Here is an 18,909-nt window from a genome sequence, read left to right on the forward strand (position 1 = left end):
GAAAGTACATCAATCAAAAAGTGGAACCAGACTACCGTATGGTGTTTTAACAGGCAAGTGTTGGCTGCGGTAAATCATGAAGCTGATAAGGAGCTGGTGCTTGCTGCTTTCTTTGCTTTTTACTTTGTTTCTTTCTTCCTTCCTTGAGATAGGGAAGCTCTGCAAACGGCTGCTATCGACTTTCGGACCGTAAAAAGAAAACCCCGGACTGTGCCGGGGTTTTGCTTGGTGTAACTGCGTGGCAAAGAGCATGCTACGGATAAAGCGGTCGGAGTTAATTAAACCCAATCAGGTGCTACACATCTTCAACCTGGTCAATGCCCAAGGAATAGAAAAGAGTGAGGACACCCACACCTTTTCTTAAACCCGCGCCCAAAGATTTCACTTCCTTACAGCCCTATCGATGCCGCTTTGGCGGCTGGGCTGAATACCCAAGATGTCTATATCTGAGCCAGATAGTTGTCAGTTGCTTTAACCAACATTCTGAAAAAGAACAGGTGCTTATCAAGGTTTGTATAAGAGTACGGACATTCACAGCTCTCTATACGGTCGCTTCGGACGGGATGGGTGTATTCCTCGGCAAAAGTGTTGTGGGTGTCCGCACTCTTTTCGGCACTCTTTTCCTGTCTTTTCCTTCATGACGAAGGCGCCAACAATTATGGGTGTCTGAGTTATTGTCATTCACCCTATCTTTCATAAGTTACAGTTGATACTTCAGCTTACCCTTTAACTCAGCAACATCCGTTACCTTCAGCTGATTAGGCAGTTTGGCAAAAGGCTTATCCTGATACTTAGTGCCCCGCAGCTGCACATTAATACGGGCAGCTTTGGGGTTAAGCATGGTCTGTGCATAAAAGGCTTTGATATCATCCAGGCTCACCAGCTCAATCGCTGCAATCAGCTTGTCTTTTGAATCGTATTGCCACTTTTCAGCGAACCAATCCCCCCTTAGTGGTTCCACTTCCTCAAGCATATTCTTGGGTGCCTCTTTCAGTCCCACCAGCACACCATTCTTGATGTCAGCAAACTCCTGCTCAGACAATGTATCCAACTTGGCCTGATACTCTTTTTTGAAGCGGTCAAACCTGTCCTGAGCCTGTGACAAGTCCATTACCGGAGACTGAATGTAGATACCCACAGCTGCGTACTCATCGATGGGGTAGTCCCGCGCGCCTACTGAATAGGCCAGCTGCTCTTCTGTCCTGAGCTGATTAAACACCTCATGACGGAAATGCGCTGCCAGCACCTTGGCCATCGCCTTTTGCTCCACACCCGGTTGGGCATGTACCGTCAAATCGGCCAGTGCGATATCTGCCACTGCGGTATCCTGCTGATAGCTGAGCACCTGTCCCGGCTGTGGCACCACCCCCACCCCTTTAACGAAATCAATCTGCTGGTGCTCAGCTCCCAGAGCATTGGTAACCTCTTTGGCCACCAGTTCAAGCTCGGCATTGTCATAGTTACCAAAGGCCAGAATACGGGGTTGGTTGTGCTTAATTAGCCCGCTAACTCTAGTGTTAAAATCTGCCAGTGACATTTTGTCAGCCGCAGCACTCAGCGCCTTATCTTCAAACTGATGCTGTTGGGTCAATTTCTGAAGCACCGGGAATAGCTGATAGATGGCAAGCTGCTTTTGCTTGTTGGCCAATGCCCGCACATATCTGTCTTTAGCTTGCTCGAAACTGGTTTCATCCACTGTGGGTTGCAGCCTCAGCATCTCCTGGAGCAGCAGCGGCTGCTTGTCGGTAAAGCCAAAAATCTGCAAATACATGCCCTGACCGACAATGGGCGAGGCATAAATACCTGCCGCTCTTGCCTCAGCGGTCAGCTGACTTTGCTGCAGTTCATACAGATCCTCCCACAACTCCAGCGCCACCTGGTTTTCTATCTGTTCAATGGCGTCGCCGACATTCAGATGAACAACCAACCCCCCTTTGGGCTGCTGAGAAAATTGCTGACTGGGGTAATGCCACACGTTCACGCCGTCTTTATCCACTTTAAGCTCAGGTTTTGCCTGCTGCATCCCCTGGGTTTTCAAAGTAAAGCGCTCCGGCATCATGCGGTTAACCCGGGGCAGAGCCAACGCGGTATTTGTTCCTTGCCAGCTGTCAAACTGGCTTTGTGGGATATCCTCAATTCGGTACTCGCCAGTGTAGAAGTGTTGGCTATCAGCAACCTCTTCATCTTTACTGATATACCAAACTCTGAGCGTTTGCGGGGTTAGCTGCTCAAGCAGCCGATTAATGGCGTCTGCATTGAACTGACCGTAATAGTAATTGGCATTAATCGCATAATTAATTGGATAGTCCTGCATGGTGTTAGCCAGGGCGAAGGCATAGTCGAACTCTTCCACCTTGCGTAGGAAGCGGAAATCGTTATCCAGCGAGGTTTTGATCTCGTTGAAATACTTTTTATCCACACCCTGTTGCTTCACCAGTTCTATGTACTGCATCACCAACGCCAGAGCTTCATCTCTGTGTTTCATGCCCTCATCGGTCAGATCCATGGTGATACTCAGTTCGCCATAGTTGCCGTAGTTCTTAGGGCTGGAGCTGGCATAAAGCGAACTTATCCAGCCCTTCTCTTTCAGCAGCTGTTCAGGCGTGCCCGGCATTTCAGAACCCAGCAGATAAGTCACAAAGCGATTGGGTTGATACATGAACTCATGGATATTGTTGCGTATGGTGAAATCCAGCTTTAGCTGTTTCACGTCTTTATTGGGCTTGTAATACACCTTCTTGCCGCCCACATCCGCAAAGTTTATTTCAGCGGTAATGCCAGGTTTGTCTATCTGCTTGTCTTTGATTGGGGAGAAGTGTTTGCGCGCCAACTTTTCCATTTCATCCAGTGGCAGATTACTGATCAGCGCCACCTTCATAATATTGGCCGAGTAGTACTTGTCGTAGAAGGCTACTGTTTCGGTGTGTAACTTACTGCCCTCTTTATCACCCAGCGTTTCAAGGTTACCAATCAGGAAACGGTTGGCGGGATGCTCTCCCATCATTTGCCGTGAAAGCTTGAACTGACCGAAATAATCCAGCTCACGGCGCATGGACCATTCGGCATTCAGCGCACTCTTCGCTTTCTCAGAGGATTCAGGATAAAGCTTGGGAGACTTAAAGAAATCGGAGAAGCGGTCCAGCGCTTCATCGTAGGCGTCATTCTTCACCTTGAACATGTAACTGGTGCCGGTCATCCCGGTAGAGGCATTGGACGTACCGCCATTTTGAGACAAAAACTCTTTATATTCAGCGGTACCCGGGTACTTCTCAGTGCCCAGAAACAGCAAATGCTCCAGGTAATGTGCCAACCCCTGCTGAGTCATGGGGTCTTGTAATAAACCCACTCCCACAGTCAATGCTGCAGCTGACTTATCTGTGGAAGGATCAGATACCAGAATCACTTCAAGGTTATTGTCCAGCTTCAAGGTGCGATAACCACGTTGGTCATTGGGGCTGACCGCTAACTCAGTCAGAGGAGCCAACTGCTGAACCGAGGAAGTCTGTGAACTTTGATTTGTGCTGCTGCAACCCGACGTTATTGCCAAGAACAAGGTGCTCAGTGCCAGTGTTTTTTTCATACTAATTCCTTTTAAATGAATATTTAGAGTTTGTATCACGCACCACGAGGACATCCACAATTCTCTGCGGCCGCCTCGAGCGGGATTGGGTGCATTCCTTGGCAGAAGTGCTATGGCTGGCCTTACTTTCCCCTATGATTTCAAAGGAAAGCAGGCAAATTTTGTCTGGTAATCGGAGTAGCTTCCAAGCATATTTGAAAACACCGCTAAACGAGAATCTTGCTGTCTATGCTGAAACATGTGCTTTTGATACTGCTGATATGTGGCCTTGTTATTGGGTGTGAAACACCCGATCCCCAAATGGGAGCAGTCATGGCGCAAAAGGCTCTTTGGCAAAAACGTGTCGATCAGCAGCTGAGATTTGATAACAAGCATGATGTTTTCTTGCTCTGGATAAGCAACGAATATGGTGTTGAGCCGCTTCGTTTCGAACATTACTCGAATAAGGTTCCCACCTATTTACAGTTGGAAAGTATTCCCAGCGATAGAGATGCAGGCTGTGAATATCACATAGTGCTAAGTATGAAACTCACAGATGATCTACGCATTAGCTCAACGAGCACCTCAGTTATGAAGACGTGTTCTTTTAAGCCAAAAGGGTAGAACCAGGCAGGGTTAAGCCTCTGTAGTTAAGGAAAAGGCCTGCGTATTGAACGCGGGCCTTTTCCATTTCAGTGGTATCTGCCGAGGGCGGGGGAGTGTGAGATTTGGCCGTTCTCGGCGGCCCAAAATCGCCGCCTCCGGGCAAGGGGCTTTGCTTGTACAAAGCCCCTTGCATCCCAAAGGACACCCGCGACGAAGCGGACGACTCCTTGTGCGTTTTTGAGCCCATTGGCTACACGAGAGACTCGCATCCTGCTCGACCCTCGAGCTTCGACGTCCTGTCTCAGCTACGCCATGTGCTCAAACGCCCTGCGGCCGCTTCGAGCGGGATTGGCGTAACCCTCGGCATAAGTGTTATGGGTGTCCTGTCTTTTTTGCGCGACGAAGCGGACGACCCCTTGGGCATCAGGTGTCCTTTTGCTCTCGCGTCAGACGCTCGGATTTACATCCATCCCGGCTCGGCGTCAGTGCCTCGCGCTCGTGAGCTTGTCACTGCGTGACACACGCCCCTGATTGACTGGCGCTGGTAAGCATCTGCCGGACAGGAGTCCCAATGCCGTGAAGGGCAGGACGCCCGTGAACGGCCATGCCTCGCTACGCCATTTTCAGCAACGCCCTGCGGCCGCTTCGAGCGGGATTGGGAGTATTCCTCGGCAAAGGCGTTTTGGGTGTCCTAGCTTTTCGACGAGTTTGTTAGTTGCCTTTTTTATGGAATATAAGGCTATAAGATGCAATAGAGATCATTAAAATTTGTACTAGAGATATAGCAACAGCCACTACTACCCATGGCATTAAACCGGTAAACACAACAGTTATTGATGAGAGTATGAAGGTTAACAGTAACGTTATCAGCGTTACTAAGTAAAGTTCACCAAAAACTCTGAAGTAACCGTACTTTGCATAGCTCAATATTCTTGGTTTATCACTCATACCCACGATCACGGCTAAAGCCGTGATCAAGAAACCTAACATCGTAAAGCTGAATGTTGCCAGTATTGTCAGCAAAACATCTGATTTGCTAGCTAGCTTCCCCAGCAGAGGCTTCGATATCCCCGCTTTCAGAAGGAAGTGCAAACCGATCCCAGGCGCTAGCATTACAGTAACTAGCAACATCCTCAAGCCTATCATTTGAATACCTTTCATCGTTTCTATATTCTGCCAGCTTCAAGCTCAATGGTTGATTCGCTAGCTTTTTCTCTGCAATCCTAGTCGCTATACTCATTTCAGACGATTCAAGGTAATCGTTTATAAAGCCATTACCTGCGATATAAAAGTCTGACAACGACTCATCTAACGACTCTTTGGCCCTAACCATGTACTTCTCAAGACCATCACCTGAAATCACATTTGTTAGAGCTGGAATATGTTCCTTAATATCACAACCGCGACGCGGTTTAAATGTAACTTCTATAGCATCAATCTCATCAGGAAGAGTACCGCCAAAAAACTGCCCAAACTGCACGAACGCATTATTTGAGGCAGATACTTCAAAAGTTGTTCTACCAACTGAGTTCATAGTCATGACATCACTTGAGCTAACCTGCACAGGAAATGGAGTAGCAATAAATTCATACGTCAATGACAGCGTTGAAAGCAGTTGTTCTATGAAGTAAACAAAACTAGAGTTTTTTGGTCCTTGGCTAGTTGATGCAATCGCATAATGATCATTCTCGATATAGACATAGCTGGCGAAACCTACTTTTTCGTTGTCGTCTAAGTCATCTCTGATGTCTTCATATGTAAAGCTTTCGGAATTTATGATTTTTATAAGCTCGTTATTTTTTGTAGTAATCAGGGTAAACAAATGAGCATTATTGCTAGGAATCAAGAAAATTGTTTCACCTGAACGAGATACAAATGACCGCTTCAAATGTGCAGGAGCATTCTGAACGTATGCTCGCAGTAAGTCTAAGACGGTATGACGATACTTATTATCATTACGCTTAAAGTGATAAGAATAGTAAGTTAGTTTCATTGAAATTAGACACCTTTATTTTTTGGGGGATTTTACAAGTTAACCACCAAAAAACCAAATGAAATACCGTAAATTGATGGGTGAGGCAACTAACAGTTGTATAGTGCGCATGGGGAGAGAGAGAGGACACCTACAACACTTCGAAGTCTTGTCGCAGCTAAGCCATGTGCTCAAACGCCCAGCGGCTGCTTCAAGCAGCGGGATTTGTGTATTCCTCGACAGAAGTGCTATGGCTGTCCTGAGTTTTCTTTTGACTTGTTTCTGGTACTAACCTGAGTTTCCGTTTATAGCTTCTTTGGCAAAACGCTGAAGTATTTTTGAGCTTGGCAAATCAGCAAGGGATACAAGCTTATTAGCCATAGCTACTGGAATTAATGCGCTATCATACATGTCGCACTTCAATCTAGCTATTGTATTCAAAACTTTGTCTAAATATCGATAATCACTAACTGAAGGTGTTAACTTCTTTTGTTGCATAGGTAGTGTGACTACATACATATTTTCAGAATCAGATTTGAATATTATTTTTCCACCGTAATAGCTTGTACTACCAAATGGAGTTTTAGAATTTGGGTCACCTGGATATACATATTTATAAAGATATGGTGTAGATAATATAAGAGCTGTTCCTTTTTTTACATATCCTTCAATTAACGATGCGTGCTCAACACATTGGCCACTTTTCTCTACTCCAGCCAGCTTGAGACCATATTTCATCTCCAAGTAAGAAACCATTCTTCTCATTGGCTTATGAATATTGGCTGTTTGCCCTGGGAAGCTGAGTGGACCATCTTTCAAAAATAAAGTGTTCTTAAGTAAATCTGGTTTTACAGCTTTTAATAACTTAAAAATGTGGGCTAGCATTAACTGCTCTGTTGCCGATGTTACATAACCCATAACGCCCCCAGCACCTAGGATGTCATCTACCGCTTCATGTAATCGGAATACATCTGTAATTCTTATTTCCTCACCACATGCAGTACAGGGAGTTAAAAATTTACCCTCAAAGTTGCTTCTATATAATTCTATATCCTTTGTTGAGCAGTGAGGGCAAGATGCCAATATCCATTTATCATCCCGCTCTTGGTCGTTGAACGTGCTTCCGTCTTTTCTTTCTTCATTTGGAAGATATTCAGAAAAAAGTAACCACTTTAAAGTTTGACATAGATTTGAACTATCACCTAAATCAGAAGAAAGAAAAAACTCAAACAAAGTTTTTGATATTGTCTCTGTAAGTGTTCTGCAATCTTTTCTACATACATGATTAGATGGTAACACTAGTTTCAATCTATCGATTTTATTTAATTTTGCAATATCTTCAGGATCAATAAACTTACTACTGTCTAATTCCTTTAAATCAGACATCTTCAACATCATCGCACCAAATTGAAAGAAACAGACATTTGAAGATGGGTATCCCTTATCTACTTCAACATCAGTGTAACCGCCGTCAATTACAACAATTTGGTCAATGCCCGTGCTACCACCTCTGATTAAATGGTGCTCTATACTCTGCAGCTCAATGTCATTCTTCTTTATCGGAAGTCTACAGTTTTCTAACAGAGACTTCATTTTTGGATCATTTATAAGCTGACTATGGGCAGATTTGCTGGCAGATTCAAATGGCTTGTATCCTTTTCCACTGGAGTAGGCCATGTTAGCATCCTTTTTCGTCGTGTACTTTAGGGAATTTGTGGATTTGAACAGGAATAACAAAAGCACTAGAGTAGGTCTTCATTCGAACGAAACCTTTATCATTTCCAGAGCTGAATTTTGTTAATGCTGAAGTGAAATCGGCAAAGTCATAGTATTTTTTAATTTCCCTTGTTTCATCATCATTGTTCAAATGTGCAATAAACCAGTTTTGTGTGTTTTTAAGAATGTTGGAACTTATTGAGCTAACTTCTTGCGTGGCATAAACCATACCCAAATTAAGCTTGGCTCCTTCTTTTGCGATTCTGTTGTATATTTGTTTTAGATCTTTGTCGTCTTTTTTGGGGAATAGGTTGTGAGCTTCTTCGAAGTAAAATTGTATGAAATTATTTGCATTCATACTAATGAAGTTTTCCATGGCGTCATTGAATATAGCTCGGCATATTCGCTCTGAGTATGTTGCTTGTATCTCAGGATCACCTTGAGAAAGGTCGACAATAACAATTTTTCCTCTACGTAATGACTTTAATATGTCGATGTCGAAACTAATGTCACTTTTCGATGTGTGCAGACCTTTAAGTGGTGAAAGCATTTTGAAGCCGCTGACGGAGTTGTTTAACTGTCTCTTTCCTGTAAGCATAACTAGTACAGCTTTCAGGCTCTCATCTGCCCAATCTTTTCCATTTTTATTTTTATATTTTGTAAAAAATTCGTTCCCTTCTAGCATGCTTGTCCAAACATTTTCAAACCAAGTACATGCGGCGCTCAAACTAATCCCTTTACTTGGATCTTTTTCGTCGTCTGGAAAGGCAATTTTATTGAGATCTTTGTTGCCAGAGAACTTAATTGTTGTAAAGTTATCGGGTACCTTGAATCCTGATTTGTATAGACAGCAAATATAGGCAGCTTTTAGTCGATCGTACCGCGTTGTTATAGATCTACCTTCGTCATCGTTCTTGCCATATCCTTCCGGAGTATCGAGACTTATCGAGGTGAAGCTCCCAATATAATGTGAGCTTTCACCATTTTGGCTAAAATGAGAGCATATAAGTTCAAATCCGTCACTGAGGTCTTTAAAGAAATTAACCTTCATGACTTTAAAACCATCTTTCTCTATTGTACTAAATCTGTCAGTCCTATTTTCGTAAATTTCAAATATTGCAGTACCCTTGTCCTGGGCATTCGGATTGGCATACTCACCATTGATGTCAAAGATTAGTTGACCGGATTTGAACTTTGGAGTGCCATCTTCAGTAAATGGCTCTAGTAGCTCTAAAGGATTGCTTGGTCTATAAGATTCAACGTCCAGAGTTGCTTTGTCGCTCATATCACAACATGCTGATATAATGGTTTTTACCGTATTAGACTTACCTGTTCGAGTCATCCCAAATAACGCAGTTCTTTTACCTAGAAAGTCAGTAGGAGTTACATAAACAGGTACATCTTTTTCAGCAGAAGAGAATCTTCTTGATGAACTGTATCTTACTTTTCCGATTTCAATATCAGTTGGTCTCCCTACGATATTATCGTCCCTGAAGTTTGCTAGCAATGTTAATACACGAACATTGGGCTTCACTACAGTGTAATTATGAGCACTAAAAAAATTTTCTAAATCAGCACCAAATAAAGTGTCATCTCCCTCATTGTAGAAAGTTCCCAGTACACGGCATTCTATTCCTGAAAAGCCCATTTCATATCTGGTGAAACTATCAATCTTATCTGGTTCAGACTTTAGGTCCACTCCCTCTTTGTAGTAGTCAATCATTGACGCGATAACGTCATTGTCCGTCGGTAATTTTGCCGGACCAATAACTCTTAACAGCACTGCTTCTTTTACATCTATATCATGCTCATAATAAGCCAAAAGAAAACAACCTTGAGGGATCCCATTCGCCTTGTATTTTCTAGCATCAGCAACCAATACATTTACCTTGTCATAGTCAATGTAAAATGGTCTGCCAACCTCTATCCCTGTTGCGTACGTTCCATCTTGTTCTCGCTGAAACATATCTGTTTTTGCAAGATTAATTACTTCGTTGAAGATCCCCATAAGTCTTATCTCCTTTGACTAAATCTTATTTTTGAATGTTTCAAGTACTCTTCTTGTGCTTCTATTGAAATCCATCGCCTTCCTAGAGTTTGGGCTGTATATCCTGTTGTATTGCTTCCTCCAAAAGGATCTAAGACAAGATCATTTTCGTCTGTAAGCATTTGAATAAAAAATGCTGCTAACCCCTCAGGCATTCTCGCTGGATGGGGGATGATTCCTAGATCTCTGCACTTTCTATGATAGTAATCATTAGAACTGGTGTTCGAAAATGCAAATGAGTTCGGTAATCGCACATCTCTACTTGAATCCATTACTTCTAATTCAAAGAAGTTATGAGCTATACTTCCACCATTATCTTTTAAAAATCCTGTTTCACTTATATCATGCTCAGATGGACGTTTTCCCGCATTGTAAGAACCTTTTGCTTGGAGCTGTTTTTGCTTTTTGCTATAAGGTCTAAGGACCTTACTGTTATCAGCTTTAGGAAAATCCGATTTAGACATCCACCACACATTAGTATAGCTGTCAGTCGCTCTTATTCTTTTTTGAGTGACCCAAGGAGCTGGCGAAGGTAATCTTGATGGGTTATAGCAGATAAATTGCTGACATAGACGAAATCCAGCTTCTTCATTTTTGACAAAACCCATTAAAGATTCTAATGGAAGTAGGGATTGCACAGGTCGCTTTGGCTCCCATGAATTTCCCAACTCAATTACAACAGAACCATCATCAGTCAACAGGCGTGAAAATATAGGAGCCATACTTATAAACCACTCTAAGTATTCTTTTTCAGTTAAATTTCCATATTTCTTTTTTCTATTTAATAGATAAGGTGGTGAGGTTAAAATTAGGTTTACCGAGCCTTCTATTTTCTTCCCGAGGTTTCCACTGAGGAGCTTAATTGAGTCTCCGATGTGGTATTGTCCTAGTTTAGTTTTTTGTCTAATTGCCATACTTATTTATTAATCCCTAAAAGACAGTCGATTTTTCTGTATCGCATTTTTTTTGATAATCTTCATTTAATTTTACTCATGTAAAAAGGTAACAGGGGCCTACGGTGTACTATTTAACTACAAAAGTAAGTACTCCTATTTTTTGCCCCATTGTACCGAATCTACAGGTTGCACCAAGATGCCATATTGGTTTGTGATTGTTTCAGCCCATAAGTCCAAGGGGCTGTCGGCGTCACCGGGAATTGCTGTTGATTCCCTCTTGCCCTGTGTGAGCGGAGCTCACGACTTTCGCCAAGCGCAACTTGGCATTAACCCCTAAACCGTAGTTAGGGCGGTAACCCTTATCTCCAGGCATAGCTACCGCACGGCGCGTTTCGTCTGTGAAACGCATCTTCAACAAAAAACATTTTTAAAACAACATCAAAGCTAACAGTTTGGCGGTGGCGAAACCTTGGTTGAGGTCAAAAAACACGCCAAAGCCCATAGTGGCTGATTGGAGGGAAAAACGAGGAGGTTAAGTAACAGAAAGCCTTCCTTGCTGCTTAGAGCCGAATAGCCAGACGCTAACGGCGCTGCGCATCTTCCCTGATCCACACTGTTGATTTGATAGCTTGATTGCGACCTGCAAAGCCTATGGCTGACCTGAACTGCAAGTTGATTTAGCAAACCCTTAAGCTGGCTTAATAATCAGATGCTTATCAGCTGAAAGTACATCAATCAAAAAGTGGAACCAGACTACCGTATGGTGTTTTAACAGGCAAGTGTTGGCTGCGGTAAATCACGAAGCAGATTAAGGAGCTGGTGAGTGCTTCTTTCTTTGTTTATTTCTTTCTTCCTTCCTTGAGATAGGGCGGCTCTGCAAACGGCTGCTATCGACTTTCGGACCGTAAAAAGAAAACCCCGGACTGTGCCGGGGTTTTGCTTGGTGTCACTGTGTGGCAAAGAGCATGCTACTGCGCGCTTTTATTGCTGGATGCCCACAATCAGCCAGGGGGCGTTGGCATGCAGCAGGTTTCGCTCCAAATGCCAGACTTCCTTGATGTCTTCTTCTACCCCTTCAACGGCATCGCGGTAGCGGCCGCTGAATTTTACGCTCACTTCGGCAAGCGCGTTGTTGTAGGTGGCGCGCACCAGTTCGGCGTCGAGGAACATCACTTCGGTGTGCTGCTGGCCATCGAGTTCACGGCGTTGCTGGCTGAGTTCGTTAAAGAGCTCAATCGACACGTATTCCTGAATTTTGTTCAGATCGCCCTCATTCCAGGCCTGTTGCAGGGTTTTGTAGTGGCCGCGGGCGCCTTCCAAAAAGGCGGCTAAATCGAAACCCGGCGGCAAGTGAAATGGCACTGTGCTCTGGGGCTGGGCAAAACCGCTGTTGCCGCTATGGCCACCAAAGGCGGCAGGCTCAGACTGCTGGCGATAAAGGTCCTGGCCAGGTGCGGCGCTGGCTTGCCCTACACCTGAATAGGCTGGTCTTGGCTGCGCCTGTGCTTTGGAGGCCATCAGCATGCGGATGACTTTAAACAGCACGAAGGCAAGCAAGGCGATGATCACTATGTCCATAATCTGGATGTTTTCAAAACCTTCGCCCATAAAGAGTGCCGCCAGTAAGCCACCCGCCAGCAGGCCGCCGAGCATACCGCCCATCATGCCTTTTTTAGCCGCAGGTGCTGCCGTGGCAGGTGCAGCAGGGGTATTGGTAGCAGTGGTATTGGTGGCCGCAGGCTGCGACTGTGCCGTTTGCTGAGTCTTACCGGCAGATTTATTGCTGCCGAATTTCTTTGCTTCCACCACAGGGCTGGTTGCCAGGCTGACGGCAAAAAACATCGCCAGCATAATGAATAACTTTTTCATTTATTCCATCTCTATTTTGAACGCCGAATGGCAGGCATCATAACGTCATGTTAGTTCATGTCAATGGTGATAAAAGTCGCATTAATAAGAAAACGCTGAATATTAAAAACCCTGCAGTTTAATTTAAGGTTGATTTAAGCTTTAGGGTGTTTAAACCCGTTAGGTAAAGTGCCTGAGTCGTGCTGCGTCTTTTTTTTGCTATCAAGGTTGCAGGTATTTAATGTGTGATTGTTTAGGGTAAATTTAATTAAAAATTAAATGATATCAGTGCTATATCGGATTTCTTTTTTGGTTTTATCAAGTTTTTATTAATTGGTGGGATCGGATTGTTATATTTTTAATGAGTAAGATGGCTGTGGCTCGCCAAGCTCTATATGGCGTATTGAACTTTTATCTTGCTACTAAGGTGTTGTGTATTAAGTTGGTTTGATTTTAGTCAGCATTGTGATTATAAAACGTCTTGTCTGGATTATTAAATTAAACCTTGATGAATGCTTGGTAGCCATAAAAATATAAAGACGCGCCTTAATAATACTGTGGCACCAGCGAAATCGAGTGTTTTTTGGCGAGCCACAGGCGTAGGGCTGGCTGCTGTCGTTTGTGTTGAGGCCTGTGGATTAGGGAAGGTGCAGCTTGTCCGGTGCGCGCCATCAGTTTCTAGCTGTGCTAAAGTGCGCAGAGTCTCGCCGCTGACAGCCAAATGCTGAAAGCCTACTCGTCTTTAATATGAATCGGCCTGTTATAAGAATCGCCCGTGAAAAAAATCGCCCTGTTTGTCGATGTACAAAACATCTATTACACCTGCCGTGAGGCGTATCAGCGCCAGTTTAACTATCGCAAACTCTGGCAGCAGCTCTGTGCTGAGGGGGAAATTGTCAGCGCCTTTGCCTACGCCATTCATCGCGGCGACGATGGCCAGTTAAAGTTTCAGGATGCCATGAGGCATATTGGGTTTGAGCTTAAGCTTAAACCCTTTATTCAGCGCAGCGACGGCTCGGCCAAGGGCGATTGGGATGTGGGCATTACCATAGATGTGCTGGAGACAGCGCCCGAGGTGGATTGCGTGATACTGCTGTCGGGCGATGGTGATTTTGCCCTATTGCTTTCAAAGATAAGGCAAAAATATGGCGTTGAAGCCGAGGTGTATGGCGTGCCTACGCTCACCGCAAAATCCCTGATGGATGCGGCAAGCCGCTTTCATCCCATCGATGAGTCCTTACTGCTCTAAACTCACGCGCCTGCGTGCATCTGCTTTTCCGCCTTCGCTCTTTGCTTATTCCCCCGCGCTATCCACTTAGCCGCATACGCTTATCCACTTAGCCGCATACGCTTATCTGGTTAGCCGCCTGCGTTCGTCTGCGTCGCCGCAGTTGCGCTGGTACTTGCCACTAAAAACCTGACTCTTGCGATATAGAATCTGTCGCAAGCGGCTTAAAAGTGGCTACTGATAGGTCACGTCGCCATACATGGGGGCAAGGCGTTTTAACAGGGCGTTGCGGGTCGATGTCGGAACGTCTGCATCCTTCATGGATTCAATCAGGTGCCCCACCAGGGCATCAAAGTCGGCCTGAGTGATATTCAAACCCCGATGGCTGTCGGCCATATTTTCGCCCTGATAGACACAGCCACCATCGGTAACAGCACACAGATGCTCGATAAGGCGCTCGCGGAATATCGCAATATCCGTTTCGTCGAAGTGGTGCACTATGCGGGGATCCCGTGCGATCCGCTCAAGTAATCCATCGACAATCTGGACGACGCCCACCTCGCCACCGAGGGCCTGATATAGGCTGGGCCGGCTGGTGTGTGGCGGGTGCCTGAGTATCGTTAGGCATAGCGCAGCCTGTGAGAGCAAGTGCTGAGCGGCGCGATGGATCCCCAGTAATCGAGTGGCGCCATGGAACCCCAGTAATCAGCAGTCACAGCGGTTGCCAAGCTCAGGGCCAGCGGCAGTTTTGGTTAGCCGTTGCCGAATTGGCTGTCAGGACCAGATCCTGGCAACACCCGCAGCCATATGTACGAAAGTGCTAGTGTCTAGCCCTTAAGTGGCAATCCCGCCGATGTCGACTACCCTTATCCGTTCTCCTTGACCAAGGCAGGAGGGGTTGTTGTGGCAGGATGCGTTCGCGAAACTCTGACCTGCATTCGTCTGGTTAGCAGGAGCTTATTCAAAGACGAAAAGGGAAATCAGTATGCAAGTCAAATCACTCTCCACGGCATGGGGGCTGGGTGCGCTGGCGCTTTGCTCCGGCCTCACATTCAGCGGCGCTGCGCTTGCCGAGCAAATCAAAATCCAGAATGTGCACTTTGATGCCGACACTAATCAACTGTTGGTGAAAGCCAAAATCGATGGTCATCACCACAGGCAGGACAGCGCCGGTGATGCCTATATCGAGATTGTGGATGCGGCCAATCCGGGCTTTGTATTAAGTGCCTTTCAAACCCCAAAGCAAATCCACAGTAAAATCGATGCCGCGAGTCTCGCGTTTCTGCCGTGCCAGGTCGGCATAGTGGTTAATGGCGATATGGCCAATATGGCGGTTGCCGATGTGAAAAACGTGCCCGCCAGTTGCGGCGGTTTTGCGGCCACCATCACCGGCTTGGTGACCGACGAGCCTATTCCTTATGCCACAGTGTCTGTCACCCTCAATGGCAACACCTTTACCACGGTGGCGGATGAAAACGGCGCGTACAGCCTGGATGTGCTCACCACCAACATTGAGCAGCTGTTGCTGATTGAGTCGTCGGCCACCAATGCCGAAACCGGCGACAGCATCGACTTTGTCAATCTGGTGGGCAGCTTTTCCAGGGTGCTCAGTGAAGATGACCCCATCAATGTGACTAACCTGACCACGGCCAAATACAGCCTGGTGCTTGAGGCCAATGGCGGCGAGCAACCGGCCACGCTGGCGGAACTGGAACAGGCCGAAACCGCGGTGGACGCCACCGAGCTGTTTCAGCTGGCGGCCATTATCAAGTTGATTGTGGATGACCCCAATTATCAGCTGCCGGAAGGCTTTGACAGTATCCTCAGCTTTATCGCTGACGACGCCGCAGTAGAGACCTTTGTCGCCAGTACGCCACCTGAGACGCTGGAGCAGGCGCTTGCGGACATTCTGGCCGACAGCAATCTGGTGGCCGGGTTCAGTGCCGCCGATGTGCCCAGCCTCTATTACGCCATCAGCACCACCAGCCCAGGCTTTATGGCGCGAAGTGGTGCGGCGCTGGAATTTGATAATGTCACTATGACGGGCACAGATCTCAGGTTTCAGCAGTGGAACGGGCAGGCCATCAACGAAAGCTTTAACTGGCAGATAGCGAATGGCCGCATCGAGGCGAGCTACCCCAATGCGACCGTGACCGAGGAGCTGACCGACAGTATCGAATATGTGACCGACGACCCGGCAGAAATCGCCGCATACTATGCCGGGGGCGGCGTGACAGATCTGTTTGTGACCCGTCGCAGCCTGGTCCAGCGGGCCTACACCCGGGTGGTGGATGGCAGCCTGGTGGATCTGGTGTCGGTGGAGTCCCGCAGTGAAATTAACACCCCACCGATTTTGCTTAACGATGGCAGCACCCTCACCATAGCTCAGCCGAAACTACTGCTGGAAACTGCGACCCAAAACTTCCGGGCCAACTACGATATCGACAATATTCCCTTCGTTACCGGCTGCAGCTCGGGTGATACCTGCCTGGCTGGGCTTTGGGGCGGGCAATACCATTATTCTGAAGGGTTAAGGGTCTACGACGACTATCTGTTCCCCCATACTGCCTACGCCGATGCACTGCAGTTTGCTGCCAACGGCACAGTAATGGGCAAGCACTCCAACGTGAGCGCCAATTGGCAGGTGGATGGGGCAGGAAGGCTGGTTATCACTTACGCCGATGGCATGACCCAGACCAGCCAAATTCTCGATAAGCTCGGCATTGAGTTGGGGGTGTTTTCGGTATTCGAGCACGGCGGTCAGCGTTTTGCCGTGTATGACATTTGGGTGAAGGGCGATGCCAGCATGCAACTGGGGGCGGCCGAGTTGCAGCCCAGTTCCGCCAGCCGTTTCTGGGTGGGGGAAATCAACAGCTGGCTGCCGGGCTCGGTGGATGCCATGGGGCTGCTCAGTTACGAGCGCCTGTGGGGCTGGCAGTTCAATGGCGCTGAAGTGCAAAACACCTTTGCCAGCGGCGATTGGAGCGCGCCGGATGAAAATGGCCTCAGCAGTATTCCCTTCGTTCAGGCCGCACCTGTGCCCTATCAGGTCGAAACTGACTATGTGCGAATCGATCGCTTACCCTTCGCGCAGCGCTACTGGTACCCGATTAACAGCCAGATGATTGATGGTGAGCGGGTGTTTTATGTGGTGGAGCGTGAGGAGCGGGATGGCGAGGTCTATGGTCGTGCCCCCGGCTTTCGCACCTTTATTCCCGCCCGTATCAACATAGAGCGTGAGCGGGATATGGCGGATTACACCAACGTGGCCCGTTGACCCGTTGACCCGTTGACCCGTTGATTCTTAAGCCAATAAAAAACCTCGCTGCGGCGAGGTTTTTTATTGATGGCAGGAGTCTGGCGGTTAGCTTTTGGGGCTCAGCGTCCCGGTCTTGTCGGCGCCGGGCTCTGCTTCAGGTGCTTTATCCTGTGCGGCTTCGGCCGAGGGCGCTTGTTCGGTGACAAAGTCCTGCGCTTCGATAAAGCCGTTGCTGTTGTCGCTGCTGTTATCGCGAACACTGTCGCTGTCAATGTCATCGCGACTGTCATGGCCACTGTCTTGGTCGTCATCGCCATCATGCTCGTCTGAGTTGTTATCAGTGCTGTCGTCAGTGTCGGCCTGGCTGTCGGCATCTGCGCTATCGTCGCTGTTTGGGGTCATCTGTTCCTGCACAGATTCAATATCCACCCGCGGGTCGAGGGCGGCGGCAAGCGGTGAGGATACCAGATCGCCCGTTGCCATAATGTAGTCGTCGGTGGAGGGCACTTCGGCTTTCTGGCGGGCGCTGATGTAATTCAGCCCGGCAAACAGCACCAGGGTACAGGCAGACATAAAGCCGTAGAGCATGCTGTTGCCAAACCACTGCATCAGGGTAGAGGCGATTAATGGGCCGATACAGGCGCCAAGACCGAAGGTGAGCAAGATGGTGGCCGACAGTCCCACCCGCTCGCTTTGTTCTACCCGCGAATTGGCCAGCGCCGTGGCCAGCGGATACAGGGTAAAGCCGAGAATACCGAACAGGAAGGTCATCACCAGCGCCAGCGTGGGCTGGTAAGGGGTGATGGCAATGCCGAGGGTGAGCACGCCCAGCAACAGGCAGTTGCTGCGAATAAGGCGGCTGCGGGACATCTTGTCCGACAGCTTGCCCATGGGCCACTGGGCCAGCAGGCCTGCGGCTATGGTGGCGGTCATAAAGGTGGCCACCTGCTGAGGGTCCAGTCCAAGGTTACTGGCGTAGGCGGGCGCCAGGCCGTAAAAAGAGCCCACAATCATGCTGCCGATGGCAACTGTGGTCAGCGCCTGGGGCGCCTTTTTAAAGTAGTGAGTTACGTTGAGCGGCGCAGGCACCAGCGGCGCCGGGTGAATGCGGCGGGTAATGGCAATGGGCACAATACACAGGGCAAAACAGATGGCGATAAGCAAGAGTGGCTCAAGGCCCAGATCCGGATACAGACTGATGGCGCCCTGACCCAAAATCAGCGCCAGGTACGAGACAATCATATAGCTTGCGAACACGGCGCCGCGCTGGCTGTTGTCGGCCTGCTCGTTGAGCCAGCTTTCCAGCACCATGTACTGGCACATCATGCCAAGGCCGACCAAGAGGCGCAGCACAATCCAAATCGACAGGTCGTCTACCAGTGCATGCCCAAGCGCCGAGGCGGTGACTATCCCGGCACTGGCGACAAAGGCGCGGATATGGCCAACCCGTGCAATGAGTTTGTGGCCAATTTTGGAGCCCGCCACCAGACCGGCGTAATAGGCCGACATCATGGCACCAATCCAAATCTGGGGCACAGCCATGGCCGAAAGCTTAAGGCCCAGATAGGTGGTCAACAGACCCCCGGCAAGAACCGTCAACAGGGTGGTACTGTACAGCGACGCGAAGGTGCGCAGTGGGTTAGTCATCTACCGCTCCTTGTAAAAATGCCTGGGAGAGTATAACAAGAATGCACCATTAGCTTATTGGATTTTCTACCAAAAGCCGATCTGGCGCTAACAATCCACTGGCAAAGACAACAGCAAAGCGCCGTGCCTGA

The 18,909-nt window shown here is 47.6% G+C and carries 10 protein-coding genes; 2 read left to right on the top strand and 8 right to left on the bottom strand.

Annotated features, from left to right (window positions below; translation table 11 throughout):
• Positions 1-700: 700 nt before the first annotated feature.
• The 6 genes from STH12_RS00250 to STH12_RS00280 all read right to left on the bottom strand — a co-directional run bounded on the left by STH12_RS00250 (position 701) and on the right by STH12_RS00280 (position 12,665).
• A complete protein-coding gene (locus STH12_RS00250) occupies positions 701-3,580 on the bottom strand; it encodes an insulinase family protein (RefSeq protein ID WP_126165696.1) in 2,880 nt (959 codons plus the stop codon).
• 1,621 nt (positions 3,581-5,201) lie between these two features.
• Positions 5,202-6,158 (bottom strand): hypothetical protein, encoded by a 957-nt coding sequence (locus STH12_RS00260; RefSeq protein ID WP_126165698.1) that lies wholly within the window; start codon positions 6,156-6,158, stop codon positions 5,202-5,204.
• 267 nt (positions 6,159-6,425) lie between these two features.
• The gene (locus tag STH12_RS00265; protein WP_126165699.1) at positions 6,426-7,814 is read right to left on the bottom strand and encodes a NurA domain-containing protein; all 1,389 of its coding nucleotides are present in this window, start codon (positions 7,812-7,814) and stop codon (positions 6,426-6,428) included.
• A 1-nt stretch (position 7,815) separates the two neighbouring features.
• The gene (locus STH12_RS00270) at positions 7,816-9,861 is read right to left on the bottom strand and encodes an ATP-binding protein (protein WP_126165700.1); all 2,046 of its coding nucleotides are present in this window, start codon (positions 9,859-9,861) and stop codon (positions 7,816-7,818) included.
• Between the two features lie 5 nt (positions 9,862-9,866).
• The gene (locus STH12_RS00275) at positions 9,867-10,814 is read right to left on the bottom strand and encodes a DNA-methyltransferase (RefSeq protein ID WP_126165701.1); all 948 of its coding nucleotides are present in this window, start codon (positions 10,812-10,814) and stop codon (positions 9,867-9,869) included.
• Between the two features lie 963 nt (positions 10,815-11,777).
• Entirely contained in the window at positions 11,778-12,665 is an 888-nt protein-coding gene (locus STH12_RS00280) for a Tim44 domain-containing protein (protein WP_126165702.1), read from the bottom strand.
• Between the two features lie 754 nt (positions 12,666-13,419).
• Here STH12_RS00280 and STH12_RS00285 point away from each other — a divergent pair.
• Positions 13,420-13,893, top strand: coding sequence for a LabA-like NYN domain-containing protein (locus STH12_RS00285; RefSeq protein ID WP_126165703.1), 474 nt, complete (start codon positions 13,420-13,422; stop codon positions 13,891-13,893).
• A gap of 213 nt (positions 13,894-14,106) precedes the next feature.
• Here STH12_RS00285 and STH12_RS00290 read toward each other — a convergent pair whose 3' ends face one another.
• Positions 14,107-14,430: a group I truncated hemoglobin gene (locus STH12_RS00290; protein ID WP_237158692.1), complete on the bottom strand. Its 324-nt coding sequence runs from the start codon at positions 14,428-14,430 to the stop codon at positions 14,107-14,109.
• A 427-nt stretch (positions 14,431-14,857) separates the two neighbouring features.
• Here STH12_RS00290 and STH12_RS00295 point away from each other — a divergent pair, with 427 nt between their 5' ends.
• Positions 14,858-17,149 carry a carboxypeptidase-like regulatory domain-containing protein gene (locus STH12_RS00295; protein ID WP_126165705.1) on the top strand — a complete coding sequence of 764 codons (2,292 nt, stop codon included), beginning with the start codon at positions 14,858-14,860 and terminating at the stop codon, positions 17,147-17,149.
• A gap of 87 nt (positions 17,150-17,236) precedes the next feature.
• Here STH12_RS00295 and STH12_RS00300 read toward each other — a convergent pair whose 3' ends face one another.
• The gene (locus STH12_RS00300; protein ID WP_126165706.1) at positions 17,237-18,778 is read right to left on the bottom strand and encodes an MFS transporter; all 1,542 of its coding nucleotides are present in this window, start codon (positions 18,776-18,778) and stop codon (positions 17,237-17,239) included.
• Positions 18,779-18,909 lie beyond the last annotated feature (131 nt).

It is taken from the genome of Shewanella khirikhana, assembly GCF_003957745.1.
Lineage (GTDB): Bacteria > Pseudomonadota > Gammaproteobacteria > Enterobacterales > Shewanellaceae > Shewanella > Shewanella khirikhana.

What these genes read in the sequence shown, in the direction of transcription:
- STH12_RS00280 (WP_126165702.1), bottom strand. Translation starts at nt 12,665, where the DNA reads ATGAAAAAGTTATTCATTATGCTGGCGATGTTTTTTGCCGTCAGCCTG.
- STH12_RS00295 (WP_126165705.1), top strand. Translation starts at nt 14,858, where the DNA reads ATGCAAGTCAAATCACTCTCCACGGCATGGGGGCTGGGTGCGCTGGCG.
- STH12_RS00270 (WP_126165700.1), bottom strand. Translation starts at nt 9,861, where the DNA reads ATGGGGATCTTCAACGAAGTAATTAATCTTGCAAAAACAGATATGTTT.
- STH12_RS00260 (WP_126165698.1), bottom strand. Translation starts at nt 6,158, where the DNA reads ATGAAACTAACTTACTATTCTTATCACTTTAAGCGTAATGATAATAAG.
- STH12_RS00265 (WP_126165699.1), bottom strand. Translation starts at nt 7,814, where the DNA reads ATGGCCTACTCCAGTGGAAAAGGATACAAGCCATTTGAATCTGCCAGC.
- STH12_RS00250 (WP_126165696.1), bottom strand. Translation starts at nt 3,580, where the DNA reads ATGAAAAAAACACTGGCACTGAGCACCTTGTTCTTGGCAATAACGTCG.
- STH12_RS00300 (WP_126165706.1), bottom strand. Translation starts at nt 18,778, where the DNA reads ATGACTAACCCACTGCGCACCTTCGCGTCGCTGTACAGTACCACCCTG.
- STH12_RS00275 (WP_126165701.1), bottom strand. Translation starts at nt 10,814, where the DNA reads ATGGCAATTAGACAAAAAACTAAACTAGGACAATACCACATCGGAGAC.